A 22,397-nucleotide genomic window follows, 5' to 3' on the forward strand; every position below is an offset into this window, starting at 1 on the left:
GGGGTGCGGATGGGGGTGCGGGTGCGCGGGAGCCGGTTGTTGAGGGCACGTCTGTGCATGGCCGTGGGGTGACCGTCGATCTCGTTCCGCTGCATGGCTGGACCGGCTCAGGCGTGGCCCGCTACCGGGGTGACAACGCTTTCGGCGAGCACAGCGCTACGCCCTACCTCACCGCCGAGGTGGTGCCGGGGCTGCCTACCGTGTTCGCTTCGGTGCATCGCTTGGGACGTACCGCGGTGGCTCCGGTACCGGTCTCGGTCGTGGTGACCGGCGAGTGTTTGGTCGCGAGCTGGGAGGACGGCCGGAGCGACGAGTTCGTGCTCGGCGAGTTGTTCGACTAGGCGCGGGACGGGCGCGATATCACGCCCACTCGATACTGCTGTCCACCGTGAGTTCCCGCAGCTCCGCGGATCCGTCGTCCTCGTCCTCGTCGTCGCCATCGACGGCGAGGACGACGTCGCCGTCGTCCCCGCCCGCGTCCTGGCCGAGGATCAGGTCGAAGATGCCGGGCAGCCAGCCGAGGGCATGCTCGACGGCCTTCAGCGCCACCATGTTGGGCGGGTTGCCGGCCTCCACCCGCGCTATCACCACTTCGGTCACGTACGCCAGATTGGCGAGGTCGGACTGGCTCCAGCCTCTCGCCTCCCGGGCCTTGACGATCATCGCGGCCAGGCGCTCGTAGTTCCCGCTCACGTACCCATCCTGGGGCATAGCGCGGCTCCGTGGTGAGGGCTGGATCAGAGATTTGTCGTCATCATCGTCTCCGTCTGCTGAATCGCGGGCACCAGCGCGCGGTCCTGGTTGGTGAGGATGACAACCGTGACGCCGCGGTCCGGGTAGATGTCCAGCTGGCCTTCGTATCCGGGGGTGCCGCCGTTGTGGCCGATGATGCGGGTGCCGTTGAGGCGAACGTCGTCGAAGCCGTAGGCGTAGGAGTCCTGGCCCTGGTCACCGGGGCGCTGGACGGGGACCTTGCCGGTGGTCAGGGTCACAGTCATCGCCGGACTCAACAGTTGGTGGCCGGTCAGGGCTCGGGCGAAGCGCGCCATGTCCGCGGTGGTGGAGATGGCGCCGCCCGAGGGGTTGCCGATCTGCATGTCGGTGGCATTGTCGCGGAACGAGGCACCGGCCGGAATCGGGTTCTGGCCCGGGCCCGGGCCCGGCGGCGGTCCGGAGACGGGGTGGCCGGAGACGGGATGGCCGGAGACGGGGTGGCCGGAGACGGGATGGCCGGAGACGGGGTGGCCGGAGGCGTCGTCGAGCTCGTAGCCGTGGGCCATGCCCGGTACGTCGACGGGTCGATAGACGCGCACGTCGGTGTCAGACATACCGGCCGGACTGAAGATGTGGTCATGGACGTAGGTCGGGTAGGCGGTTCCGGCGGCACTCTCAACGATGGCGCCGAGGACGATGAATCCCGAGTTGCTGTAAGCGGAACTGCTGCCCGGCGCGAAGGACAGCGGGGTCTTCGCGATCAGCGCGAGCTGGGCTTGCAGGGTCTCCGGGGGCGGCGTCGGGCCGGGCTGGAGTGCGTCACCCATGCCGGAGGTGTGGGTGAGGAGCTGGGCCACGGTCACGTGATCGGCGATGGCGGGCGGGAAGCCGGGCAGGTGCCGGCCGACGGTGTCGCCGAAGGCGATCGTGCCGGCGCTCACGAGCTGGCCGATCGCCACGGCCGTGAACATCTTGCCCATGGAGGCTACGCAGAACTTCGTGGCGGGAGTGTTGGGCAGGCTTCGGGCGCGGTCTGCCATGCCGAAGGCGTTGTCCAGCAACACTTTGCCGTTCTGTTCGACGCGGATCGCGCCGGAGAACAGGCCGGCTGATGCTTTCTGGTGCAGGGCGGCTTCGAACGATGGCCAGGCTGCGGTAGGCGTAGGTGTAGGTGTAGGTGTAGGTGTAGGTGTAGGTGTAGGTGTAGGTATAGGCCTAGGCGTAGGTGCTTGCTTGGCTTCCCCCTTGCTGGGACTCGTGCTGGTACTCGTATCGGTACTCGTGCCGCACCCCGTGACAACGACAGCGGACGACACCAGCACCCCACTCAAGAACGAACGGCGATTCACAGACACAGCGACTCCCCTTCTGCGGATACTGATGCCGACCGTAGGAGCGCGCATCAGACCCGCTCGACCGATCAACCGCAGAGTTGATCGGTTCGGGCGGGAGGCAGGAGGGACGCCGCGATGAGCGTGCGCCTGACGTTGGGGCCACACGACGCGGACCGCTTCGAGTTCGGCAGCTCGCCGGGCTCGGAGGCCCTGCGTAGCTTGCACGTGCTCACGGCAGTGAAGCGCCATCCGCTGCACATCTCCTGGGTCCTGGAGATGCGCACCCGGCTCGACGCCCGTTTGAAGAGCGACCTCGACGCCTTCCGCTTCTGGTTCGCCGACCGGCCACTACTCCTGCCGGAAATCTGGCCACCCGGCGAGGTCAACACCTGGCCCGACGACCTGGCCCTGCTACGCAAAGCACCGGTCGAGCACTTCGCCGAGCCGATGCTGCACGCCGCGCTGGCGCACCGTGGCCGGGCGCGACGGATGCCGCTGGAGGCGCTGCGCGGCGATGGGGAGGCGCTGCGCGGTGATGCGGGCGCGCTGCGCGGCAATGCGGGGGCGCTGCGCGGCAATTCGGGGGCGCAGGAGCGGGCGCTGGGGCAGGCGCTGGGGCAGGCGCTGGGGCAGATCGGGCATCCGGCATCGGTGGCGGTATTCAGGGAGCTGATAGCGGATCCGGAGGGGGTGCGTGAGCGCTTCGCCGACTTCTTGGCCGCCTACTGGGACACTTGCCTGGCTGATGATTGGCCGAGCTTGGAGTCACATCTGCATGCGGAGATCGCACGCCGATTTCAGGCTATGTCGCGGCTGGGGGCGGCCGGGATGCTGGCTGATTTGTCTGAGCACATTAGTGGGGTCGGGGATGGACTCCTGGTCGGCTCCAACCAGAGCTTGGCTCAGGCTGGCACGGCCGAGTTCGGTACTGGCGATCACACAGGTACGCCCGGGCGCATCGGCGCTCCCGGGCGCATGGGTGCTGGTGAGCGCATGAGTACTGGCGATCACACGGCTACTCCCGACCGCATCGGCGCTCCCGGGCGCATGGGTGCTGGTGAGCGCATGGGTGCTGGTGACCGCGCGACCACTCCCGAGCGCATTACCGCAGCCACAGATGGCAGCGTCACCATCCGCCCACCCGGCGCCCGCGGTGCCGCAGACCCGCTCGATGTGATGCTCCACGAGGGCGATCGCGTGCTCCTAGTGCCATCGCACTTCATGTGGCCCGAACTCGCCGTCGCCGTACATCGCGATCAGTCTCCCGAGCGCGAAACGACCACCGTCGTCATCGCCTACGCACTGGCCGGCATGGCCCGCCAAGGACGCGCACCAGTGCCAGCCGAGGACCTACTAGCGCTACTCCGCGCCGCCAGCGACCCAACACGCCTGCAGATCCTGGAGCTCCTGGCCCGCCGATCCCGCTCGACACGCGAGTTGGCCGGCCTGATCGGACTCACCGAAGCGGCCGTCTCCAAGCATCTCAAGGTTCTGCACAAGTTCGGGTGGATAACACCAGAGCGGCATAGCTACTACGTCTACTACCGTCTCGAGTCGGAGGCGCGGGACCTGCTCGTCACAGGGCTCGATCGTATGCTGGGGCATTAGGAGTTTTCGAGGGTTTTCAAGGTTTTTCGAGGGCTTTCGAGGGCTTTCGAGGCAAGTTACAGCGGATCCGTGGCCTCAAAGGCTCTTTACGGCCTTCGGTCATAGTTGTGCCGGTTCGGGGTTCGGGGCGGTAGGTGTGTTTCTCGGCTGCTGGTTTTCGCGTTCACAATCCCGCCGCACCTCAGGCCTCTTCAACTCCGGCAAGCCAGAGCAAGGGCAAGATCAACAGCAAGGTCAAGGTCAAGGGCTGTGGTGAAGGGCCGGGCCTCCGGCGGGCCTCGGCAACCTCAGGGAAACTAGCGCGGTTCCCTCGGGTGGCTGATCTAGTCTCAGCGGCGGCGGCCGGTGAGGTGGTGCGGTCCGTTCCCCTCGGTCGCGTCGTCAGCCCGGGGGGTACAGCACCGGTGTCCGGGGGTAAAGTCCGCGCGCTTGCGGTCGGGCGCGTGAGCTGCGGTTTTTGATAGCGCGAACTTGACCCCCGGCCACCGGCACTGTAGGCGAAGCCCTGCCGACACGACCGAGGGGAACGAACCGAAAACCAGCCGGAGAAGTGCAAAACGGGGGTGCGGGTACCGGCGGCTCGGCGAATTCGGCCGCCGGTCCGAGGTGCTGAATCCCTACCCGCGAATCGCCTTCTGATACGCGGCCAGTTCCCCCGCGTCGTCGATGCTGCCGTGGTGGTGGAACTGCTGCCAGTGGCCGTCTTCGTAGCGGAAATAGCGGCTGGTGCGGATGCTCAGCGGGGTGACTGTGCCGTCCGGGGTGGTGTAGGTGCCGGTCTCGCGGCCGGCGAAGACCGCGTGGTCGGGGCCGGTGTAGGCGACTACGTCGCTGAAGGTCACTTGGACGTTCGCGCTGCCGGCGAAGACTTTCTCGTAGAGGTCCACGATTGCCTCGCCGCCGCGCAGGATTCCGCCGAGCGGGTTGTTCAGCTGGGCGAGGGGGTTCGGGGACCAGTCGCGGCGTAGTGCGTCGAGGTTCGCGCTGTTCAGTCCGTAGTAGAAGGACTCCAGGGCGGCCAGGGCGCCGTCTGGGCCCCGGTCGGTGGCCTGCGCCAGGCGGTTGCGGGAGGCGGGACCGAACGCGATGTCAGTCTTGTCGATCATGGCGCGCGCCTTTCGCTGTTCTGCTCATGTTCGGTGGTGACCGAACACGTTTGAGGGTACGGCATGATCCAGGCGGAGGGGAAGTCGGTGGATGGGGAAGGGGATCGGGTCAGGGTCCTGCGATTGCTGGTCAGGTCGGCCGGTTCGCCGTCCCGAGGATGTGCGTCTGGGCCGGCATCGGGATCCGGGTCGCGGGGAACTCGAAGCGGTCCAGTTCGGTGATGGTGAACCCGGCTGTGGTGATCGCCGCCGCGCTGTCCCGGGCGGTGTGGCAGCCGCCGGCGAGCAAGGGCCAGATGGTCGCGTCCAGCGCGCGTTGGACTCGGCTCAGGGCGGCGGAGTCGGATCGGACATGCTCGAAGAAGTGCAGGGTGCCGTTTGGTCGCAGGATCCTGCTGATCTCCTGGAGCGCGATGTCCTGGTGGGCCACGGAGCACAGCACCAGGCACAGCACCGCGGCGTCGAATGATCCGTCGGGGAACGGCAGTGCCTCGGCGCGGCCCTCGACGACCTCGACCGGTACCGGGGCGGCGTGGGCGGCGTGCTTTGCCAGGGTACGTAGATCCGGCTCCGGTTCGACTGCGGCCACGCGGGTCACCGAGGTGGGGTAGTGCGGGAAGTTGAGGCCGTTGCCCGCGCCGATCTCGATCACCTCGCCGGTCAGGGTGGCCAGGAGGCGGTCGCGGTGCGCGCCGATGCCGGCGCGTTCCAAGGCGGGTCCGGCGTACCTGGCGTAGATCCGGGCGAAGACCGGGTGCTTGATGGTGCCGCTCATCGGTGCCTCCTGATACGGAGTGGGCCGAGCCCCTGTCACCTCTCATTCTGCGGGGTGGCAGGGGCTCGCTACGGTGAGGGCCGCTCGGAGGTCAGGCGGTCGGCAGGGCGGCGACGATCTCCGCTGTGGTGCCGGTCTCGGCCAGGCGCGGGAAGATGCGCTCCACGCTGTTCTGGTGCGCGTCGGCGCTGGAGTCGGTGACCGCGTCGGTGGCGATCGTGACGTGGTAGCCGTGCTCGTGGGCGAAGCGGGCCGTGGACTCCACGCCGATGCTGGTCGCGATGCCGGTCAGGACGATCTGCGTGACGCCGCGGCGGCGCAGGTGCAGGTCGAGGTTGGTGCCGTAGAAGGCCGACCAGTTGCGCTTGGTGACCCGTACGTCGCCGTCGTGGCCGTCGAGGTCGGCGATGACCTGGTCCCAGCCCTCCGGGAAGGCGTGCCCGGACATGCTCTGGTCGGTGCGGCCCGGCATGACGTCCGAGCCGTCGGTGGCGAAGGTGACGTTGACCAGGACGACCGGCAGGTCGCGGGCGCGGAACTCCTCGGCCAGGCCGATCGAGTTCTTGATGACCTCGGCGGTCGGGACCGGGTCGCCCGGCATGGCGGTGATGCCGTTCTGCAGGTCGATGACGACCAGGGCGGTCTTGGGGTCGATGGTGGTGATGGCCACGGGGGTGCCTTTCCTTGGGGACAGCGGGGAATACGGGGAGAGCAGGGATTTCGGGGACCGTCGGGACTTCAGAGCGAGTCGGCGACCTTGCCGAGCAGTTCGGCCGCGACCAGCAGCGCGCGGATCTCCTCCGGTGTGCCGTGCTCGGCGAGTGCGCGGGCCAGCCACTCCTGCCGCGCGTGCCGCTCGCCCTGGGCTCGCGGCTGTCCGGCCTCGGTGAGGCTGATCAGCTGGCGGCGGCCGTCGGTGGGGTCGGGGTCCCGGCGGACCAGGCCGGCCTGCTCCAGCACCGCGACGACCTTGACCATCGCCTGGTGGCTGACCTGCTCCGAGCCGGCCAGCTCGCCGACCGTCGCGGAGTCGACCTTGCCCAGCCGGACCAGGGCCGAGACCTGCGCGGAAGTCAAGCCCGAGTCGCCGGGCAGGGCACGCAGGCGCCGGGTCAAGCGACGGATGGCGACGAAGGTCGCCATAGCCGCGGCCGACGCGTCCTCGGGGATGTCGTCGACAGCGGGGGCGGACTCGTTCACGGCCCCAGCCTAGATAGGCAACCCAGATTGCGCAACCTTGGGTGCGCAGCTTTCCTGACAAAGATGCCGCTCGTTCGGAGCAACGGATTGGCCGCCGCGCCGGGCCGCCCGGCCAAATGTGGACCGTGGCGGAAGCGGAGAAGAGCGAAGACAAGCGGGGCGGGCCCGGGCACAACGTGGTGCTGGCGGTGGTCCTGGTGTTCCCGATCCTGAAGGTGGCCTGGACCGTCGGCGGCGGCGACGCGGCCTGGGACGTGCTGGTCGCGCTGGAGCCCCGGAACTGGCTCGACGTGCTGATGGGCATGGTCCGCAACAGCGTCTTGCTGGCCTTCATCCTCGCGGTCGTGACCTCGCGCATGACGTTCCTGTTCATGGCGGCCCGCGGCGGCCTGCCGCGCGGCTCCGGCACCGGCACCCTGCTGGCCGCCACCGCGATGTCGCTGATCAGCCCGCTGGCCTTCGGGCTGCTGATGACCGTGTTCTTCGACTGGCGCTGGGGCTTGGCCACCGCGCTGGGTGCCTGGCTGCTGCGACAGGGCGTGGTGATCGAGTACCGGACCGGGCACCGTGGCAGGCGGGAACGCTCGGAGGCGCTGGCGCCGTGGCAGCACCGGCTGATCTCGGCCGAGCGGATCACGGCGACCCTGCTGGCCGTGGTGGCGCTGCCGGTCGCGGCGTTCGCGGTGGCGCTGGACGGCCGGTCCTGGACCTCACTGGAGAAGTGCGAGGTGCAGGTCGGCACGGCCCAGGAGTCGAGCACGCTGATCGAGCTGACCCGGATGGGCAACGGGATCGTCGGCTGGGACCTGGACCGGGACGAGGTCGCCAACGCTCAGGGGTGCGTGAAGGTTGACGACCTCGTGGTCCGCGAGCCGTGGTGGCGCTCGTAGAGGCGGTGTGGGACGGGAGTCAGGAACCGGCGCGGTATGCCGGGAACCCGGGGACGTCCGTCACCTTCGTCATCGTCCCCGAACCGTCCGCCGGCGCGGTCTGGACGCCCGCGGCCGTGGAGAACGCGACCGTCTTGCCGTCCGGCGACAGCGCCGGCTCGGTGCAGTCGGTGGTGGCCTTCGGCGTCAGGTCGATCGCCACCGCGTTCTGGGTGTCCTGCATGGACTCCATGAAGATGTGCTTGTGCCCGCCGGCCTTGCGCACGAACACGACCTCGGTCACCCACCCGGAGCCGGCGGAGGTGCCGGTCACGACGTAGTCCGGCTCGGAGCCGTTCGTGATCGACAAGCTGGTCTGCTCCCGCAGGTTGTCGTCGCGGTAGTAGAGGTCTGAGGTCAGGCCGTGGTCGTACTCGTAGACGGACTCCCCCTGCTTGCCGCTCGCGCTCGGCCACTTGTTCCCGCTCTGCGGGATGGGCTTCGAGTCCGGCCCGGCCAGGCTGCTCAGCGGCAGCTTCTGCGGCTGGGCGTTCGGCTGCCCGGTCTGCGGGTCGGCCGTGATCTCCCACAGTGTCGTGGTCCCGGCCTTCGTGGCCGAGGCGAAGACGTAGGCGGCCCGGGCCGGGATCTGGTCCGTGGTGTCCGACGCGACCATTTCCCACGTCGGGTGCGACCACTTCTCGCCGCCGGGATTCTTGGCGATCACGGTCTTCCCGCTGCCGTCGGCGTCGGCGACCGTCAGGTTCCCGTCGCCGTCGATGAACAGCACCCGCTTGCCGTCCGCGGACCAGGACGGGTCGTGGACCTCGGTGCCGAAGTCGACCGCCTGGCCGTTCATCAGGATCTTGCTACTCCCGTCGGAGACCGTCAGACCGGTTCCGCTGGTGCCGTTCAGCGCGGTGGAGGTGGCGGACGTGGCCGAGGTGGACGCGCTCGCCGAGGACGATCCGCCGTTCGCGGCACTCGTCGTCCCGGTCTGTCCGGCCGCCGGCCCGGGCGTCCCCGAGGCGCTCGTCGAACTCTGGCAGCCGCTCACGGCCAACGGCGTCACCAGGGCCGCCGCGCACACCGCGACCCGGGCCCACTTCTTGCCCCCGATGGTGTTCATTTCCCCGTATCCCTTCCCCGTTGTCGACTACCACCACAGTGACTCCTGGGAAGGGCTCGGTGTCCCTGCTTCATCGATCCGTTATTCGCCCGTCGGCTACGGCCCCGTCCTCGAGCTCCACAGGCTCTCCATCAGCGGGCTGAGCGAACTGCTGAAGTCCCTCGACGCCGGCCGCGATGAGCCCCGAACCGATCATGTCCAGCAGCGTCACGGCGTCGTGGTCGGCGGTGCCGGGGACCGTGTAGTAGGCGATCATGCGCTGGCCGCCGGTGTTGGCCAGCTCCATGGCCTCGTAGTCCAGGGTCATCGGGCCGACCTCGGGGTGCTGGAAGTCCTTCGTGCCCTGACCGATGTTCTGGACCTCGTAGCGCTCCCAGAGCCGGGCGAACTCCTTGCTCTTCACCACGAGCTCGCCGATGAGGCGCACCAAGTCCGGATCGTCGGGGTCGGCGCCGGCGCGCGCCCGCAGATACGCCACCGAGCGCGGGACCAGCTTCTCCCACTCCGGGTAGAGCTGCTTGGCCACCGGGTTCAGGAACAGGTAGCGGGTGATGTTGCGCTGCTTGGGCGGATAGTCCGCGAGGCCCGGGAACAGCGCCAGACCGGCCGGGTTGGCAGCCAGCACGTCGTTGGTGAGGCTGACGATGTAGGCCGGGTTCGGGCGCAGGTTCTCCATCAGGATCAACGGGCCCTGACGCACCGCGCGGGTGCGGGCCTGGCGCTGCTCCACCTGGCGGGTCGGCCGCGCGGCGTTCTCGGTCAGGTCGCGCAGGTGCTGGTGCTCGTCCGAGCTCAGGCGCAGGATGCGGGCCAGCGCGTCCACGACGGCCGGGCTCGGGTTGGTCTCCTTGCCGCGCTCCAGGCGGGTGTAGTAGTCGACGCTGACACCGGCGAGGATCGCGACCTCCTCGCGGCGCAGGCCGGGGGTGCGGCGGACGCTGGTTCCGGTGGGCAGGCCCACGTCCTCGGGCTGGATCGCCGCACGCCGCGCTTTCAGGAAGATCCCCAACTCGCTGCCGTTCGTCATACCGCCAGCGTAAGGCCCGCGCGCCGACCGTGAGGGGGTGTGTCGCACCCCGGCACCGCGCTCCCCGGCTCGGCGCGGTCTGTATAGCGGCGCCGCGAGCCACGATCGTTACTCGCATGACAGCTCTCACCGCCACCCGGCAGCGGGCCACCAGCACCGCCGCCCCGGCGTCCACCGCCACCGCACCGGTCGCCGCCGCACCCTCGGCCGCCACCGCCCGGCGCATCCTGTCCGCCTCGGTCTTCGGCTTCTTCCTCGTCGGCCTGGACGCCATGGTCGTGAACGTGGCGCTGCCGGCGATCAACCGCAGCCTGGCCGGCGGGCTGGCCGGCGCGCAGTGGGTGATAGACGGCTACACCCTGGCCTTCGCCGCGCTGATGCTCTCGGCCGGCGCGCTGAGCGACCGGATCGGCGCCAAGGCCACCTACGGCCTGGGCCTGATCGGGTTCACGCTCTCCTCCGCCGCGTGCGGCGTGGCCCCCTCGCTGGCGCTGCTCATCACCGCGCGCCTGGTGCAGGGCGCCGCCGCCTCGCTGATGCTGCCGGCCTCGCTGGCGCTGATCCGCCAGGCGTTCCCGGACCCGGCGAAGCGCAACCGCGCGATAGCGCTGTGGACGGCGGCGGGCTCGGCGGCCGCGGCCGCCGGACCGGTGGCCGGCGGGCTGATCACCGCGGCGGTGGACTGGCGCTGGATCTTCTTCCTGAACCTGCCCGCCGGGGCCGCGGCGCTGGCCCTGCTGGCCGGGACGCCGAAGCTGGCGGGGGCCACCAGCCCGGTGCGGGCCCGCTTCGACGTCGTCGGGCTGGTCTCCTCGGTGGTGGCGCTGGCCGGACTGACCTACGGCTTCATCGAGGGCGGTGCCGAGGGCTTCGGCACCGCGCCGGTGCTGGCCTCGTTCGCGGCGGCGGTGCTGGCCTCGGTGGTCTTCGCGGTCGCCGAGTCCCGGCAGGCGCAGCCGATGGTCCCGCTGGCGATCTTCAAGTCCCGGGCGATGTCGCTGACCGCGTTCGCCGGATTCACCGTCAACGCCGCCTTCTACGGCGTGATCTTCCTGCTCAGCCTGTACTTCCAGCAGGTGGCGCACAAGTCCCCGACCGTCACCGGCCTGCTGTTCGCCCCGATCACCGCGGTGGTCTCGGTGGTGAACGTGACGGTCGCGGCCCGCATGGTGGCCCGGATCGGCGCCCGGCTGTCGATGACCATCGGTCTGACCGGCACCGCCGGCGCGATGCTCCTGCTGCTGGCGGTCCGCCCGGACCAGCCGGCCTGGGCCCTGGTGCTGCTGCTGGTCCCGGTCTCCTTCGCCGGCGCCTTCGTGGTCCCGGCCCTGACCATCATGGTGATGGGCAGCGTCCCGGCCGAGCGGGCGGGCACCGCGGCGGGCATCGTGAACACCTCCCGGCAGGTCGGCGGCGCGCTGTCGGTGGCCGTGGCCGGGGCCCTGGTGGCCGGCGGCGACTTCGCCCACGGGATGCACGTCACGCTGATCGGCATCGCGGTGGTGCTGGCGGTCGCCGCGGTGGCGGTGCAGCTGCTGGCCCCGGGCCGGGAACGGTAGCCGGCCCGGCCGTTACCAATCCGTGGTGGGAGCGGTGGAACCCGTCTCCCGGCGAGAGCGTCAAAACTCGCCGGGAGACGGGTTCTTTTCCGGGAGGGGAATCAGAATGCGCGGGTGGGTGGCCAGAGCTCTGACTCTGGCGCTGGCGGCGGGCGGACTGCAGGCGGTCTGGGTGGCCGATCCGGCGTGGGCCTGCGGATGCGGGGCGATGATCCCGGGTTCCGGCGGCACGATGAGCGTCGCGCGGGAGCAGGCCGTGGTGCGGTTCGACGGGACGACCGAGGACGTCGTCATGCGGTTCTCCATGCAGAGCAATGTGACCGACGCCGCCTGGGTGATGCCGGTACCGGCCCCGGCCACGGTGAAGCTGGCGAACCAGGCCCTGTTCAGCGACCTGTCGGCCGCCGAGGCACCGGTCCCGGCGGTGCACCACTACTTCTGGCCGCATCTCGGGGGATCATCCAGCAACGGCGCGAGATCCGAGGGCCCGATGGCCGCGGCGCCGCCGTCGGCGGTGCAGGTGCTCAGCGACCAGCGGATCGGTGAGTTCGAGGTCGCGAGCCTGGCCTCGGCCGATCCCCAGGCGCTCGGCGACTGGCTGAACCAGCACGGCTTCACGCTGAAGGACAGCACCGCGACCCGGCTGGCGGCGTATACGAGTCAGGGCTGGAAGTTCGTGGCCGTCCGGCTGGCCTCCGGCAGCACGGCGGACCTGAACGGCGCGCTGGACCCGATCAGCCTGTCGTTCCCGGCCAAGACCGCCGTCTACCCGATGCGGCTGTCGGCCGGGGCGACGACGCCGCAGAACGTCGAGGTCTCGGTGCTGGCCCCGCACCGGATGGACGCCACCGGCTCGCCGATCACCGACGAGCCGGCCGTGTCGAACTTCGGGGACTGGATCGAGCCGTCGAAGGTCGGGCCGGCACTGGCGAGCCTGGCGGCCGGGCGGATGTTCCTGACCGTGTTCGACGGCGAATACTCCGAACCGTCGCGGATCACGCAGGACTACGCGTTCGCGCCGGCGACCTCCGACTGGGTTCAGCACAGCACCTACGACAAGGAGGAGCTGCTGACGTTCCTCGGGATCCCGGCGTACCTGATCGTCTTCGTCATCCTGCCGCTGCTGGCCGCGATCGGGTTCTGGATGCGTCAGGGTTGGAAGCGGGGCGCGGCGGCCGAGGCTGCCGCTGTGGCCGCGGCGCCGCCTGTCTAGCGCGCGTACTCGGTCGCCCGCGACTCCCGCACCACGGTGATCCGGATCTGCCCGGGGTAGGTCAGCTCCTCCTCGACCTGCTTGGCGATGTCCCGGGCGATGACCTGCGCCTGGATGTCGTCCACCGCGTCGGGCACGACCATCACCCGGATCTCGCGGCCGGCCTGCATCGCGAAGACCTTCTCCACGCCCTCCTGCTCGGCGGCGATCTGTTCCAGCCGCTCCAGACGCTTGACGTAGGCCTCCAGCGACTCCCGGCGCGCGCCGGGACGGCCGCCGCTGATGGCGTCCGCGGCCTGGGTCAGGACCGCCTCGACGGTGCGGACCTCGACCTCGTTGTGGTGTGCCTCGATGGCGTGGACCACGTCGTCGTGCTCGCCGTACTTGCGGGCGATCTCGGCGCCGATCAGCGCGTGGCTGCCCTCGACCTCGTGGGTCAGGGCCTTGCCGATGTCGTGCAGGACCGTGCAGCGCTTGAGCAGTACCGGGTCCAGCCGCAGCTCGGAGGCCATGATCGAGGCCAGGTGCGCGGACTCCACGAGGTGCTTGAGCACGTTCTGGCCGTAGGAGGTGCGGTAGCGGAGCTTGCCGAGCAGGGCGATCAGCTCGGGGTGCATGTCGGTGATGCCGAGCTCCATCAGCGCGTCCTCGCCGGCCCGCACGCACAGCGTCTCGACCTTGGCCTTGGACCGCTCGTAGATCTCCTCGATGCGGTGCGGGTGGATCCGGCCGTCCAGGACCAGCTCCTCCAGCGTCAGCCGGCCGACCTCGCGGCGCACTGGATCGAAACAGGACAAAAGGACGGCCTCGGGCGAGTCGTCGATGATCAGGTTGACCCCGGTGATCGACTCGTAGGCCCGGATGTTGCGGCCCTCGCGGCCGATGATCCGGCCCTTCATGTCGTCGCTGGGCAGGTGCAGCACGCTGACCACGGACTCGGCGGTCTGCTCGCTGGCCACCCGCTGGATGGCCAGCGCCACGGTCTTGCGGGCCCGCTTGTCGCCCTCGTCGCGGGCCTCCTGCTCGATCTGCCGGATCAGCACCGCGGCCTCGCGCTTGGCCTGGTTCTCGATCGACTTCACCAGCTCGGTCTTGGCCTCGCCGGCGGACAGCGCGGCGGCCCGCTCCAGGATGGCCCGGCGCTCGTCCTCCAGCGCGGCCAGGTCCACCTTCTTGCGCTCCAACTCGGCGCCGGCGGCGGCCAGTTCCCGCTCCTTGTCGGCGGTGCGCCGCAGGTCGGCGTCCAGCCGCTCCTCGCGCTCGGCCTGCCGGGCCTCCCGGCGCTCCAGGTCCAGCCGCAGCTCGCGGACGTCGTCCTTGAGCACCCGGGTCTCGGCCTCGGCCTCGTCCCGGATCCGGCGGGCCCGGTCCATCTCGACGGTCGCGGCCGAGGCGGCCTGCTCCCGGATCTGCACGGCCTGGGCGTCGGCCTGCTTGCGCACCTCGGCCGCCTCCCGGTGCACGGCGGCCAGGTCACGCTGGGCGGCGACCACCGCGGAGGCGTGCTCGCCCTCCCGCGCCTGGGCCCGCTGCGACAGCTCGGCGACCTGCTTGTCGAAGTCCTCGTACGCGCTCTTCTTGAGATTGTTGATCCGGCGTCCGGCTCCGACGTTCAGACCCACGAACAGGCCGGCGCACGCCGCGACCACCGCTGCGATCGCGATCAACATGCCGACCATTAAGTTCGCTCCCAGCGCGCTTGAGTGATCCTTCGATGATCCCTCACTGAGTGCGAGGTTAGGGCGAGGTAACAATACGGTCAAGGAGGAGTGTGGTCGACAACCGTTGGTGTCGCCGGGAAAAGCCGATGAAAACACCGGAAGGAGTGGAAGCGGGGGCGGTTCACGAGTATGCGCCGCACGCTCGGCGGATCTCGGTGGACCGCACCGGGTCTCAGTCGAACCCGGGGTCGTCGAACTCGATCTCCTGACCCTCGTCGGCCAACGCCTCCTTGACCACCCGGAACGCCACCGACGACGAATACCCCTTGCGGGCCAGCATCCCCACCAGCCGCCGGGTCCGCACCTGCGGATCCAGCCCGCGCGTGGCCCGCAGCCGCGAGTCGACAAGTCGGCGCGCCGTGGCCGCCTCCTGGTCCTCGTCCAGCGTGGACAGCGCTTCGGCGGCGGTCTCGTCGTCGATGCCCCGCTTGCGCAGCTCGTAGCCGAGGGCCCGCTTGGCCAGCCCGCGATCGGTGTGCCGGGAGCGGACGAAGACCTCGGCGTAGTCGGCGTCGTCAAGGAGGTGCAGCTCCTCGAACCGGTCGAGCGCCGCCTCGGCGATGTCGTCCGGGATCTCCTTCTTCCGCAGCCGATCGGCCAGCTGCGAGCGGGTCTGCATCTGCCGGCCGAGGTGGTACGTCAGGATGTTCTTCGCACGCTGCTCCAGCTGCTCGCGCGAAGGCTGCGGCCTGGGCTTGTCGGCGTCGGCGGGATCACGGTCCTTGCGCCGCGAGGACCAGCCGGAGTTCTTGTTCGCCGCGGGTTTCTTGGCCGCCGCCGTCTTCTTGGACGCCGCGGCCTTCTTAGACGCCGCGGTCTTCTTAGCGGGTGCGAACCCGCTGCGCCGCGACTCGCCGAAGCCCCCGCCGGAACGCGAGGTGTTCCGCTTGGCGGCCCGGCCATCGCCGATATCAGTGGTATCGGCGGTATCACTGGTATCGGCCCCATCAGCCAAGGAGGCCCAACCACTCGGCCCGGCACCGGCACCGGGCTCGGCCGCGGCAGCCCAACCCGGCGCGCCATCGCCGGACTCACCCGCACCCGACGCTGCCCGGCCTGGCGCCGCAGCGGCTGACCTGCCCGCTTCAACGGCGGCAGAGCCGTCACCGGCCTTACCCGGCGCGGCACCGGCACCGGGTTCCGTCCCAGCCCACTCCGGCCCCCCGCCCTGCGGAGCGTCCTCCTGCGCGGCCAACCAGTCGGGGCCGGCTCCCTCCTCCTGGAACCGGCCCCAACCGGCGCTCACCTACTACTCCTCCGCACCGGCCGCGACCGCGGCGGTCTTGCGCGCCCGCGTGGTCTTCGCCGGCTTGGCGGCGGCGTCCTCCGCGGCGGGCGCCGCACCGGCGGCATCGGCGATCGGCGCGACCGGCGCGACCGCGGCCGTGCTGTCGGCCGGCTCGTCGAGCTTCGGCCCGATGCCCAGCTTCTCCTTGATCAGCTTCTCCAGGCCGTCGGCGACGTCCGGGTTCTCCTTCAGGAACCGGCGGGCGTTCTCCCGGCCCTGGCCTAGCTGGCCCTCGGAGTAGGTGAACCAGGCCCCCGCCTTCTTCACATAGCCGTGCTCGACGCCCATGTCGATCAGCGAGCCCTCGCGGGAGATGCCGACGCCGAAGACCACGTCGAACTCGGCCTGCTTGAAGGGCGGGGCGACCTTGTTCTTCACGACCTTGACGCGGGTGCGGTTCGCGACCGCCTCCGTGCCGTCCTTCAGCGTCTCGATGCGACGGATGTCCAGCCGGACCGAGGCGTAGAACTTCAGCGCCCGGCCGCCGGTGGTGGTCTCCGGCGAGCCGAACATCACGCCGACCTTCTCGCGCAGCTGGTTGATGAAGATCACGGTGGTGTTGGTCTGGTGGATCACACCGGTCAGCTTGCGCAGCGCCTGGCTCATCAGGCGGGCCTGCAGGCCGACGTGCGAGTCGCCCATCTCGCCCTCGATCTCGGCCTTGGGCACCAGGGCCGCGACCGAGTCGATGACGATGATGTCCAGCGCGCCGGAGCGGATCAGGGTGTCGGCGATCTCCAGCGCCTGCTCGCCGGTGTCCGGCTGGGAGATCAGCAGCGCGTCGGTGTCCACGCCGATGTTCTTGGCGTACTCCGGGTCCAGCGCGTGCTCGGCGTCGATGAAAGCGGCCTGGCCGCCGCCCTTCTGCGCGTTGGCGACCGCGTGCAGCGCGACGGTCGTCTTGCCGGAGGACTCCGGGCCGTAGATCTCCACGACCCGGCCGCGCGGCAGCCCACCGATGCCCAAGGCCACGTCCAGGGCGATCGAGCCGGTGGGGATGATGTCGATCGGCTGCACGGAGCGCGCCCCGAGCCGCATCACCGAGCCCTTGCCGAAGTTGCGCTCGATCTGGGCGAGGGCGGCGTCGAGCGCCTTCTCGCGGTCGGTGGTCGTTGCCGCCATGGGTGCCTGCCTTAGGTTTCAGTACTTCACGTCTGACGGTCTTGAACGTAGAGGACGCCACTGACAAAAACTGACTCAGCCGCGTCGGGCCTCTACATGACCGCCTCTCACGGTACCTGGGGTGCGGTGTCTTCTTGTACGGAACGCCCCGGAATGTTGTCGGCGACAGCGGGCCGCCGCACCGACGTCACCACCACGAGCACTGCGACCGGCGCCAGCAGCGCGACCGCCAGCCCGGCCAGCCACGAGTACCCGAGCGTGCCCACCACCAGCCCGGCCAGCGCCGCGCCCCCGGCCGAAGAGCCCTGCATCACGAAGTCGCTCGCCCCCTGCACCGACGGCCGCACCCGGTCCGGCGTGGACTCGGTGAGCAGCGTCGACCCGGCCACCACCCCGCAGGACCAGCCGATCCCCAACAGCAGCAACCCGGCGGCCATGTAGGCCCGCGACCCCATCGGCGCGGACCCGAGCACCAGGCAGGCGGCGGCCAGGATCGCCATCCCCGAGGCCAGCACCGGGATCCGGCCGACCCGGTCCACCGCGAAGCCGACCAGCGGGGAGAACGCGTACATGCCGGTGATGTGCACCGACAGCACGAGCCCGATCACCGTCACCGACATGCCGTCGGAGTTCATGTGCACCGGGGTCATCGACATCACCGAGACCATGACGGTGTGCGAGACGGCCACCACCGCGATCGCCAGCACCGCGCGCGGGGACTCCCCGATCACCGCGAAGGACTGCTTCAACGAGAGCCGCTTCGGCGCCGCGATGTCCTCACCCCGCAGCTCCCGTGCCACCAGCAGCGGATCAGGACGCAGAAACAGCCCGAGCACCAACGCCGCCCCGCAGAGCGCGAACCCGGACCACAGGAACGCCCCGGCCAGCGGCGGCAGACCGAGCAGCCGGGCCGTCCCCTCCGCCGGGTGCCCGAGATTGGGGCCGAAGATGGAACCGACGGTCACCGCCCAGATCACCATCGACAGCGCCCGGCCGCGCCGCTCGGCCGGGGCCAGATCGGTACCGGCGTAGCGGGCCTGCAGATTCATCGCCGAGGCCGACCCGAACAGCGCCATCCCGGCGAGCAGCAGCGGATAGAAGTGCAGCCGGGCGGCCAGCACGACGATCACGGTGCCGGCCACCGCCGCGCCGTAGCCGAGGACGAGCCCGGGCCGGCGGCCGCGCGCCGCCATGACCCGGGACAGGGGGATGGTCGCGCAGGCAGCGCCGAGCGAGGAGAAGGTGCCGGTCAGCCCGGACAGGCCGGCGTTCCCGGTGATCTCCTTGGCCAGCAGCGTGGACAGCGAGAACCCGGTCGAGGAGCCGATGCCGCCGAGGATCTGACTGCCGATGAGGACCCGGACGGTGCGCCGCTGGACAGCCGCCGCGCGTCCGGCGAGGTCGGGCGGTATTCGGGGGTCGGGTGCGGTCACCCGTGGAACGTAGCGGGGATCCTTACCCCGCCGGAAGCGTCAGGAGCTGGAAGCCGTCAGTAGCCGTCAGTAGTAGGGCAACTCCCGGTCCCTGGCGACCGCGGCCCAGATGTCCTTCACGTCCACCCCGTCCCGCAGCGCCTCCATCACGCTCCGGCCGCCCAGGTCGCTCATCACGTGATCGCGCGCGAAGGAGTCGGCCAGCGGCCCGAACTCCTCCCGCATCCGCTCCCAGAAATCCTGAAGCCGCATCGTCCCTGACCGCATGGATCTCAGTCTGTCAGACCCGCAAGGCACTATGGATCGTATGAAAACGACCGCGGCCCTGGATCACTTCCATCCAGCCACCAGAGCGTGGTTCACGGCTGCCTTCGCCGAGCCCACGGCCGCCCAGGCCGGTGCCTGGAACGCGGTCGCCGCGGAGAAGAACGCCCTGGTCGTGGCGCCGACCGGGTCCGGCAAGACGCTGGCGGCGTTCCTGGCCGCGCTGGACCGGCTGGCCTTCGGCCCGCCGCCGACCGAGGCCAAGCGCCGCTGCCGCGTCGTCTACGTCTCGCCGCTGAAGGCGCTGGCCGTGGACGTGGAGCGCAACCTGCGCGCGCCGCTGGCCGGTCTGAAGCAGGCCGCCGCCCGCCTGGGCCTGCCCGAGCCGGACGTCCAGATCGCGGTCCGTTCCGGCGACACCCCGGCCGACCAGCGGCGCAAGTTCATGACCAAGCCCTCGGACATCCTGATCACCACCCCCGAGTCGCTGTTCCTGATCCTCACCTCGGCCGCCCGCGAGTCGCTGCGCGGCGTCGAGACGGTGATCGTCGACGAGGTGCACGCGGTCGCAGGGACCAAGCGCGGCTCGCACCTGGCCGTCTCCCTGGAGCGGCTGGACGAGCTGCTGGAGCGGCCCGCGCGGCGGATCGGCCTGTCGGCGACCGTGCGCCCGACCGAGACCGTCGCGCAGTTCCTCGGCGGCCCGCATCCGGTGCAGGTGGTGGCACCGAAGATCGCGAAGGCCTTCGACATCCGGGTGTCGGTACCGGTCGAGGACATGGGGGCGCTGGACTCCGACGACGGCGAGCTGGTCGCGGCCGACCAGACCGGGCGGCGGCAGGTGTCGGTGTGGCCGCACGTCGAGGCGGCGGTGGCCGATCTGATCGAGCGGCACCGCTCGACCATCGTCTTCACCAACTCCCGGCGGCTGGCCGAGCGGCTGACCGGCAAGCTGAACGAGGCTCATTGGGAACGGGTCACCGGCGGCGCTGGCGGCAATATCGGCGGCGCCGACCCTGATCGCGACCCGCTCGACGAACCGCTGAGCACCAAGCAGATCCTCGCCACCTCCACACCAGCCGAAATGATGGCGCAGGCCGGACAGGTCTCCGGCGCACCGCCGGTCCTGGCCCGCGCACACCACGGCTCGGTCTCCAAGGAGCAGCGCGCCGACATCGAGGAGGCGCTGAAGGCCGGGAACCTGCCCGCCGTGGTCGCCACCTCCAGCCTGGAGCTGGGCATCGACATGGGCGCGGTGGACCTGGTGGTCCAGGTGGAGTCCCCGCCCTCGGTGGCCGCCGGGCTGCAACGTGTCGGGCGGGCCGGCCACCAGGTCGGGGCGGTCTCGCGCGGCGTGATCTTCCCCAAGTACCGGGGCGACCTGGTGCAGTCCGCGGTGGTGGCCGAGCGGATGGCGTCGGGGTCCATCGAGGCGCTGAAGGTGGTGCGCAACCCGCTGGACGTGCTGGCCCAGCAGATCATCGCGATGGTCGCGGTCGAGGACTGGCCCGCCGCCGATCTCATCGCCCTGGTCCGGCGCGCGATGCCGTTCGCCGCGCTGCCGGACTCGGCCTACGAGTCAGTGCTCGACCTGCTGTCCGGCCGCTATCCCTCGGACGAGTTCGCCGAGCTGAAACCGCGCATCGTCTGGGACCGCGTCGAGGGCAAGCTGTCGGCGCGTCCGGGCGCGCAGCGGCTGGCCGTCACCTCCGGCGGCACCATCCCGGACCGCGGCTACTTCGGGGTCTTCCTGGCCGGTGCGAAGGAGGGGGCCAAGCGGGTCGGCGAGCTGGACGAGGAGATGGTCTACGAGTCGCGGGTCGGCGACGTGTTCACGCTGGGCTCGTCGTCCTGGCGGATCGAGGACATCACGCACGACCGCGTCCTCGTCTCCCCGGCCCCCGGCATGCCGGGCAAGCTGCCGTTCTGGCACGGCGACGCGCTCGGCCGGCCGCTGGAGCTGGGCCGGGCGCTCGGCGGCTTCCTGCGCGAGCTGGGCAAGACCGACGAGGCGGCGGCCAAGGCCCGGCTGAAGGAGTCCGGCCTGGACGAGTGGGCCGCCGACAACCTGCTGTCCTACCTGCGCGAGCAGAAGCAGGCCACCGGCCGGGTGCCCGACGACCGCACGATCCTGGTCGAGCGCACCCGGGACGAGCTCGGCGACTGGAAGATACTGATCCACTCGCCGTTCGGCGCGCAGGTGCACGCCCCCTGGGCCCTTGCCATCGGCACCCGGCTGCGCGAGCGTTACGGATTGGACGCGCAAGTGATGCACGCCGACGACGGCATCGTGCTGCGCCTGCCGGACACCGACGCCGCCGACCCCGACACCGAGTCCCTGGGCCTGCTGTTCGCCTCGGACGAGATCGAAGAGATCGTCACCGGCGAGATCGGCGGCTCGGCGCTGTTCGCCTCCCGGTTCCGGGAGTGCGCCGGTCGCGCGCTCCTTCTGCCGCGCACGCGCCCGGGCAAGCGCACGCCCCTGTGGCAGCAGCGGCAGCGCTCGGCGCAGCTGCTCTCGGTGGCGGCCAAGCACGCGAGCTTCCCGATCGTGCTGGAGGCCGTACGCGAGGTGCTGCAGGACGTGTACGACGTGCCGGGGCTGATCGAGCTGTGCCGGGACATCGAGGCACGCAAGGTGCGGATCGTCGAGGTGGAGACCGCGCAGCCCTCGCCCTTCGCCCGCTCGCTGCTGTTCGGCTACATCGCGCAGTTCATGTACGAGGGGGACTCGCCGCTGGCCGAGCGCCGCGCCGCCGCGCTGTCGCTGGACCCGGCGCTGCTGGCCGAGTTGCTGGGCCAGACCGGGCTGCGGGACCTGCTGGACCCGGAGATCCTCGTGGCGCTGGAAGAGGAGTTGCAGTACCTGACACCCTCGCGGCACGCCCGGGACGGTGAGGACGCCGCCGACCTGTTGCGGCTGCTCGGTCCTCTCTCCACCCCCGAAGCCGCCGCGCGCGGCATCGAGGCGTCGTGGCTGGTGGACCTGGAGAGCGCGCGCCGGGTCATCAGGGTCCGCATCGCCGGGGAGGAACGCTGGGCCGCCATCGAAGATGCCGGGCGGCTACAGGACGCTCTGGGTGTCCCGCTACCCGTGGGTATCCCAGAAGCCTTCACCGCCGTGGTCGCCGATCCGCTCGGCGACTTGGTCGCCCGCTACGCCCGCACCCACGGCCCGTTCAACGCCATCGAACCGGCCACCCGCTTCGGGATCCCGGCGTCGTCGGTGATCGCGGCCCTGGAACGGCTGGCGGCTTCCGGCCGCGTCCTGTCCGGGGAGTTCCGCCCGGGCGGCAGCGGCACCGAGTGGTGCGACGCCGAGGTCCTGCGCCGCGTCCGCCGCCGGACGATGGCTGCCTTGCGCAAGGAGGCCGAACCAGTCCCGCCGCGGACCCTGGCCATGCTGCTGCCGGCCTGGCAGTCGGTCGGCCGCGCCGCCGCCTCACCCCTGCGCGGCGTGGACGGCGTCCTGCGCGTGGTGGAACAACTAGCCGGCGCCGTGGTTCCCGCCTCCGCTCTCGAGCGGCTGATCCTGCCCTCGCGGGTCGCGGACTACTCGCCGACCATGCTCGACGAGCTGACCTCGTCCGGCGAGGTGGTGTGGGCCGGGGCCGGGTCGCTGGCCGGGGACGACGGCTGGGTGACGCTGTGCCCGGCGGAGCTGGCGTCGCTTCTCCTGCCCGAACCGTCCGACACCCTGGATCCCGGGCCGGTACACGAGGCCATCCTGGCCGCGCTCGGCGAGGACGCGGCATTGTTCCTGCGCGGAATCGTGGCGCGGGTCGGGGACGAGTTCTCGTCGTCGGAGGTGTTGTCAGGCCTCTGGGACCTACTGTGGGCCGGCCACGTCACCAACGACACCCTCGCCCCCCTGCGCGGCCTGCTGAACTCCGGCAAGAGCGCGCACAAGGCCCGGCGCCCCACCCCCCGCGGCCGCTACGCACGCTTCGGCGTCTCGGCCGCCGCGGCGAAGAACGCGGACCAGAACGCCGCGGCCGCGATCAGCCCCTCCGCCGCCGGGCGCTGGTCCCGCCT

The 22,397-nt window shown here is 70.6% G+C and carries 18 protein-coding genes and 1 pseudogene; 6 read left to right on the forward strand and 13 right to left on the reverse strand.

Annotated features, from left to right (window positions below):
- Positions 1–341 (forward strand): annotated as a pseudogene (locus tag KGQ19_RS36385) (hypothetical protein); the annotation flags it as partial.
- Between the two features lie 19 nt (positions 342–360).
- On the opposite strand, the gene KGQ19_RS36390 reads toward KGQ19_RS36385, so the two are convergent.
- Both KGQ19_RS36390 and KGQ19_RS36395 read right to left on the reverse strand, forming a co-directional pair.
- The gene (locus tag KGQ19_RS36390) at positions 361–711 is read right to left on the reverse strand and encodes a helix-turn-helix domain-containing protein (RefSeq protein ID WP_212017838.1); all 351 of its coding nucleotides are present in this window, start codon (positions 709–711) and stop codon (positions 361–363) included.
- Positions 712–737: 26 nt separating this feature from the next.
- Positions 738–2,297, reverse strand: a complete 1,560-nt coding sequence (locus KGQ19_RS36395) for a serine hydrolase domain-containing protein (protein WP_307856612.1) — start codon at positions 2,295–2,297, stop codon at positions 738–740.
- On the opposite strand from KGQ19_RS36395, the gene KGQ19_RS36400 reads away from it, so the two are divergent.
- Entirely contained in the window at positions 2,184–3,656 is a 1,473-nt protein-coding gene (locus KGQ19_RS36400) for an ArsR/SmtB family transcription factor (protein WP_212017842.1), read from the forward strand. The two genes, KGQ19_RS36395 and KGQ19_RS36400, sit on opposite strands and share 114 nt — an antisense overlap.
- A 617-nt stretch (positions 3,657–4,273) precedes the next feature.
- On the opposite strand, the gene KGQ19_RS36405 is transcribed toward KGQ19_RS36400, so the two are convergent.
- From KGQ19_RS36405 to KGQ19_RS36420, 4 genes are all read right to left on the reverse strand, one after another.
- Entirely contained in the window at positions 4,274–4,762 is a 489-nt protein-coding gene (locus tag KGQ19_RS36405; RefSeq protein ID WP_212017844.1) for a YybH family protein, read from the reverse strand.
- Between the two features lie 130 nt (positions 4,763–4,892).
- The gene (locus KGQ19_RS36410) at positions 4,893–5,537 is read right to left on the reverse strand and encodes a class I SAM-dependent methyltransferase (protein WP_212017846.1); all 645 of its coding nucleotides are present in this window, start codon (positions 5,535–5,537) and stop codon (positions 4,893–4,895) included.
- Between the two features lie 91 nt (positions 5,538–5,628).
- On the reverse strand, positions 5,629–6,207 hold the full coding sequence (locus tag KGQ19_RS36415) for a hydrolase (protein WP_212017848.1): 579 nt from the start codon (positions 6,205–6,207) through the stop codon (positions 5,629–5,631).
- 68 nt (positions 6,208–6,275) lie between these two features.
- Entirely contained in the window at positions 6,276–6,737 is a 462-nt protein-coding gene (locus KGQ19_RS36420) for a MarR family winged helix-turn-helix transcriptional regulator (RefSeq protein ID WP_212017849.1), read from the reverse strand.
- Between the two features lie 125 nt (positions 6,738–6,862).
- Here KGQ19_RS36420 and KGQ19_RS36425 point away from each other — a divergent pair, with 125 nt between their 5' ends.
- Positions 6,863–7,627 carry a hypothetical protein gene (locus tag KGQ19_RS36425; RefSeq protein ID WP_212017851.1) on the forward strand — a complete coding sequence of 255 codons (765 nt, stop codon included), beginning with the start codon at positions 6,863–6,865 and terminating at the stop codon, positions 7,625–7,627.
- 19 nt (positions 7,628–7,646) lie between these two features.
- Here the strand turns inward: KGQ19_RS36425 and KGQ19_RS36430 are convergent, their stop codons facing one another.
- Positions 7,647–8,735 carry a TolB-like translocation protein gene (locus KGQ19_RS36430; RefSeq protein ID WP_212017853.1) on the reverse strand — a complete coding sequence of 363 codons (1,089 nt, stop codon included), beginning with the start codon at positions 8,733–8,735 and terminating at the stop codon, positions 7,647–7,649.
- Positions 8,736–8,805: 70 nt separating this feature from the next.
- Positions 8,806–9,762 carry a helix-turn-helix transcriptional regulator gene (locus tag KGQ19_RS36435; protein WP_212017855.1) on the reverse strand — a complete coding sequence of 319 codons (957 nt, stop codon included), beginning with the start codon at positions 9,760–9,762 and terminating at the stop codon, positions 8,806–8,808.
- Between the two features lie 116 nt (positions 9,763–9,878).
- Between KGQ19_RS36435 and KGQ19_RS36440 the strand changes: the two genes are divergently transcribed.
- Entirely contained in the window at positions 9,879–11,321 is a 1,443-nt protein-coding gene (locus KGQ19_RS36440) for a DHA2 family efflux MFS transporter permease subunit (protein WP_230419978.1), read from the forward strand.
- A gap of 118 nt (positions 11,322–11,439) precedes the next feature.
- Positions 11,440–12,534, forward strand: coding sequence for a DUF2330 domain-containing protein (locus KGQ19_RS36445; RefSeq protein WP_212017857.1), 1,095 nt, complete (start codon positions 11,440–11,442; stop codon positions 12,532–12,534).
- Here the strand turns inward: KGQ19_RS36445 and rny are convergent.
- The 5 genes from rny to KGQ19_RS36470 form a co-directional block, all read right to left on the reverse strand.
- A complete protein-coding gene (gene rny / locus KGQ19_RS36450) occupies positions 12,531–14,213 on the reverse strand; it encodes a ribonuclease Y (protein WP_212017859.1) in 1,683 nt (560 codons plus the stop codon). The two genes, KGQ19_RS36445 and rny, sit on opposite strands and share 4 nt — an antisense overlap.
- Before the next feature lie 214 nt (positions 14,214–14,427).
- Positions 14,428–15,210: a regulatory protein RecX gene (locus tag KGQ19_RS36455; RefSeq protein WP_212017861.1), complete on the reverse strand. Its 783-nt coding sequence runs from the start codon at positions 15,208–15,210 to the stop codon at positions 14,428–14,430.
- 294 nt (positions 15,211–15,504) lie between these two features.
- Entirely contained in the window at positions 15,505–16,665 is a 1,161-nt protein-coding gene (recA, locus tag KGQ19_RS36460) for a recombinase RecA (protein WP_212017863.1), read from the reverse strand.
- A 107-nt stretch (positions 16,666–16,772) separates the two neighbouring features.
- Complete coding sequence (locus KGQ19_RS36465) at positions 16,773–18,098, reverse strand: MFS transporter (protein ID WP_212017865.1); 1,326 nt, start codon at positions 18,096–18,098, stop codon at positions 16,773–16,775.
- Positions 18,099–18,164: 66 nt separating this feature from the next.
- Complete coding sequence (locus tag KGQ19_RS36470; protein WP_212017871.1) at positions 18,165–18,350, reverse strand: DUF3046 domain-containing protein; 186 nt, start codon at positions 18,348–18,350, stop codon at positions 18,165–18,167.
- Positions 18,351–18,405: 55 nt separating this feature from the next.
- Here KGQ19_RS36470 and KGQ19_RS36475 point away from each other — a divergent pair.
- The coding region (locus KGQ19_RS36475; RefSeq protein WP_230419981.1) for an Lhr family ATP-dependent helicase at positions 18,406–22,397 on the forward strand (3,992 nt) is incomplete at its 3' end.

The sequence above is a fragment of the Catenulispora pinistramenti genome (assembly GCF_018274385.1).
Lineage (GTDB): Bacteria > Actinomycetota > Actinomycetes > Streptomycetales > Catenulisporaceae > Catenulispora > Catenulispora pinistramenti.

Bases quoted from the DNA above. Each gene is read 5' to 3' on its own strand.
- KGQ19_RS36390 (WP_212017838.1), bottom strand. From the start codon at position 711: ATGCCCCAGGATGGGTACGTGAGCGGGAACTACGAGCGCCTGGCCGCG.
- KGQ19_RS36400 (WP_212017842.1), top strand. From the start codon at position 2,184: ATGAGCGTGCGCCTGACGTTGGGGCCACACGACGCGGACCGCTTCGAG.
- KGQ19_RS36395 (WP_307856612.1), bottom strand. From the start codon at position 2,297: ATGGCGCTTCACTGCCGTGAGCACGTGCAAGCTACGCAGGGCCTCCGA.
- KGQ19_RS36405 (WP_212017844.1), bottom strand. From the start codon at position 4,762: ATGATCGACAAGACTGACATCGCGTTCGGTCCCGCCTCCCGCAACCGC.
- KGQ19_RS36410 (WP_212017846.1), bottom strand. From the start codon at position 5,537: ATGAGCGGCACCATCAAGCACCCGGTCTTCGCCCGGATCTACGCCAGG.
- KGQ19_RS36430 (WP_212017853.1), bottom strand. From the start codon at position 8,735: ATGAACACCATCGGGGGCAAGAAGTGGGCCCGGGTCGCGGTGTGCGCG.
- KGQ19_RS36435 (WP_212017855.1), bottom strand. From the start codon at position 9,762: ATGACGAACGGCAGCGAGTTGGGGATCTTCCTGAAAGCGCGGCGTGCG.
- KGQ19_RS36440 (WP_230419978.1), top strand. From the start codon at position 9,879: ATGACAGCTCTCACCGCCACCCGGCAGCGGGCCACCAGCACCGCCGCC.
- rny (WP_212017859.1), bottom strand. From the start codon at position 14,213: ATGGTCGGCATGTTGATCGCGATCGCAGCGGTGGTCGCGGCGTGCGCC.
- recA (WP_212017863.1), bottom strand. From the start codon at position 16,665: ATGGCGGCAACGACCACCGACCGCGAGAAGGCGCTCGACGCCGCCCTC.
- KGQ19_RS36470 (WP_212017871.1), bottom strand. From the start codon at position 18,350: ATGCGGCTTCAGGATTTCTGGGAGCGGATGCGGGAGGAGTTCGGGCCG.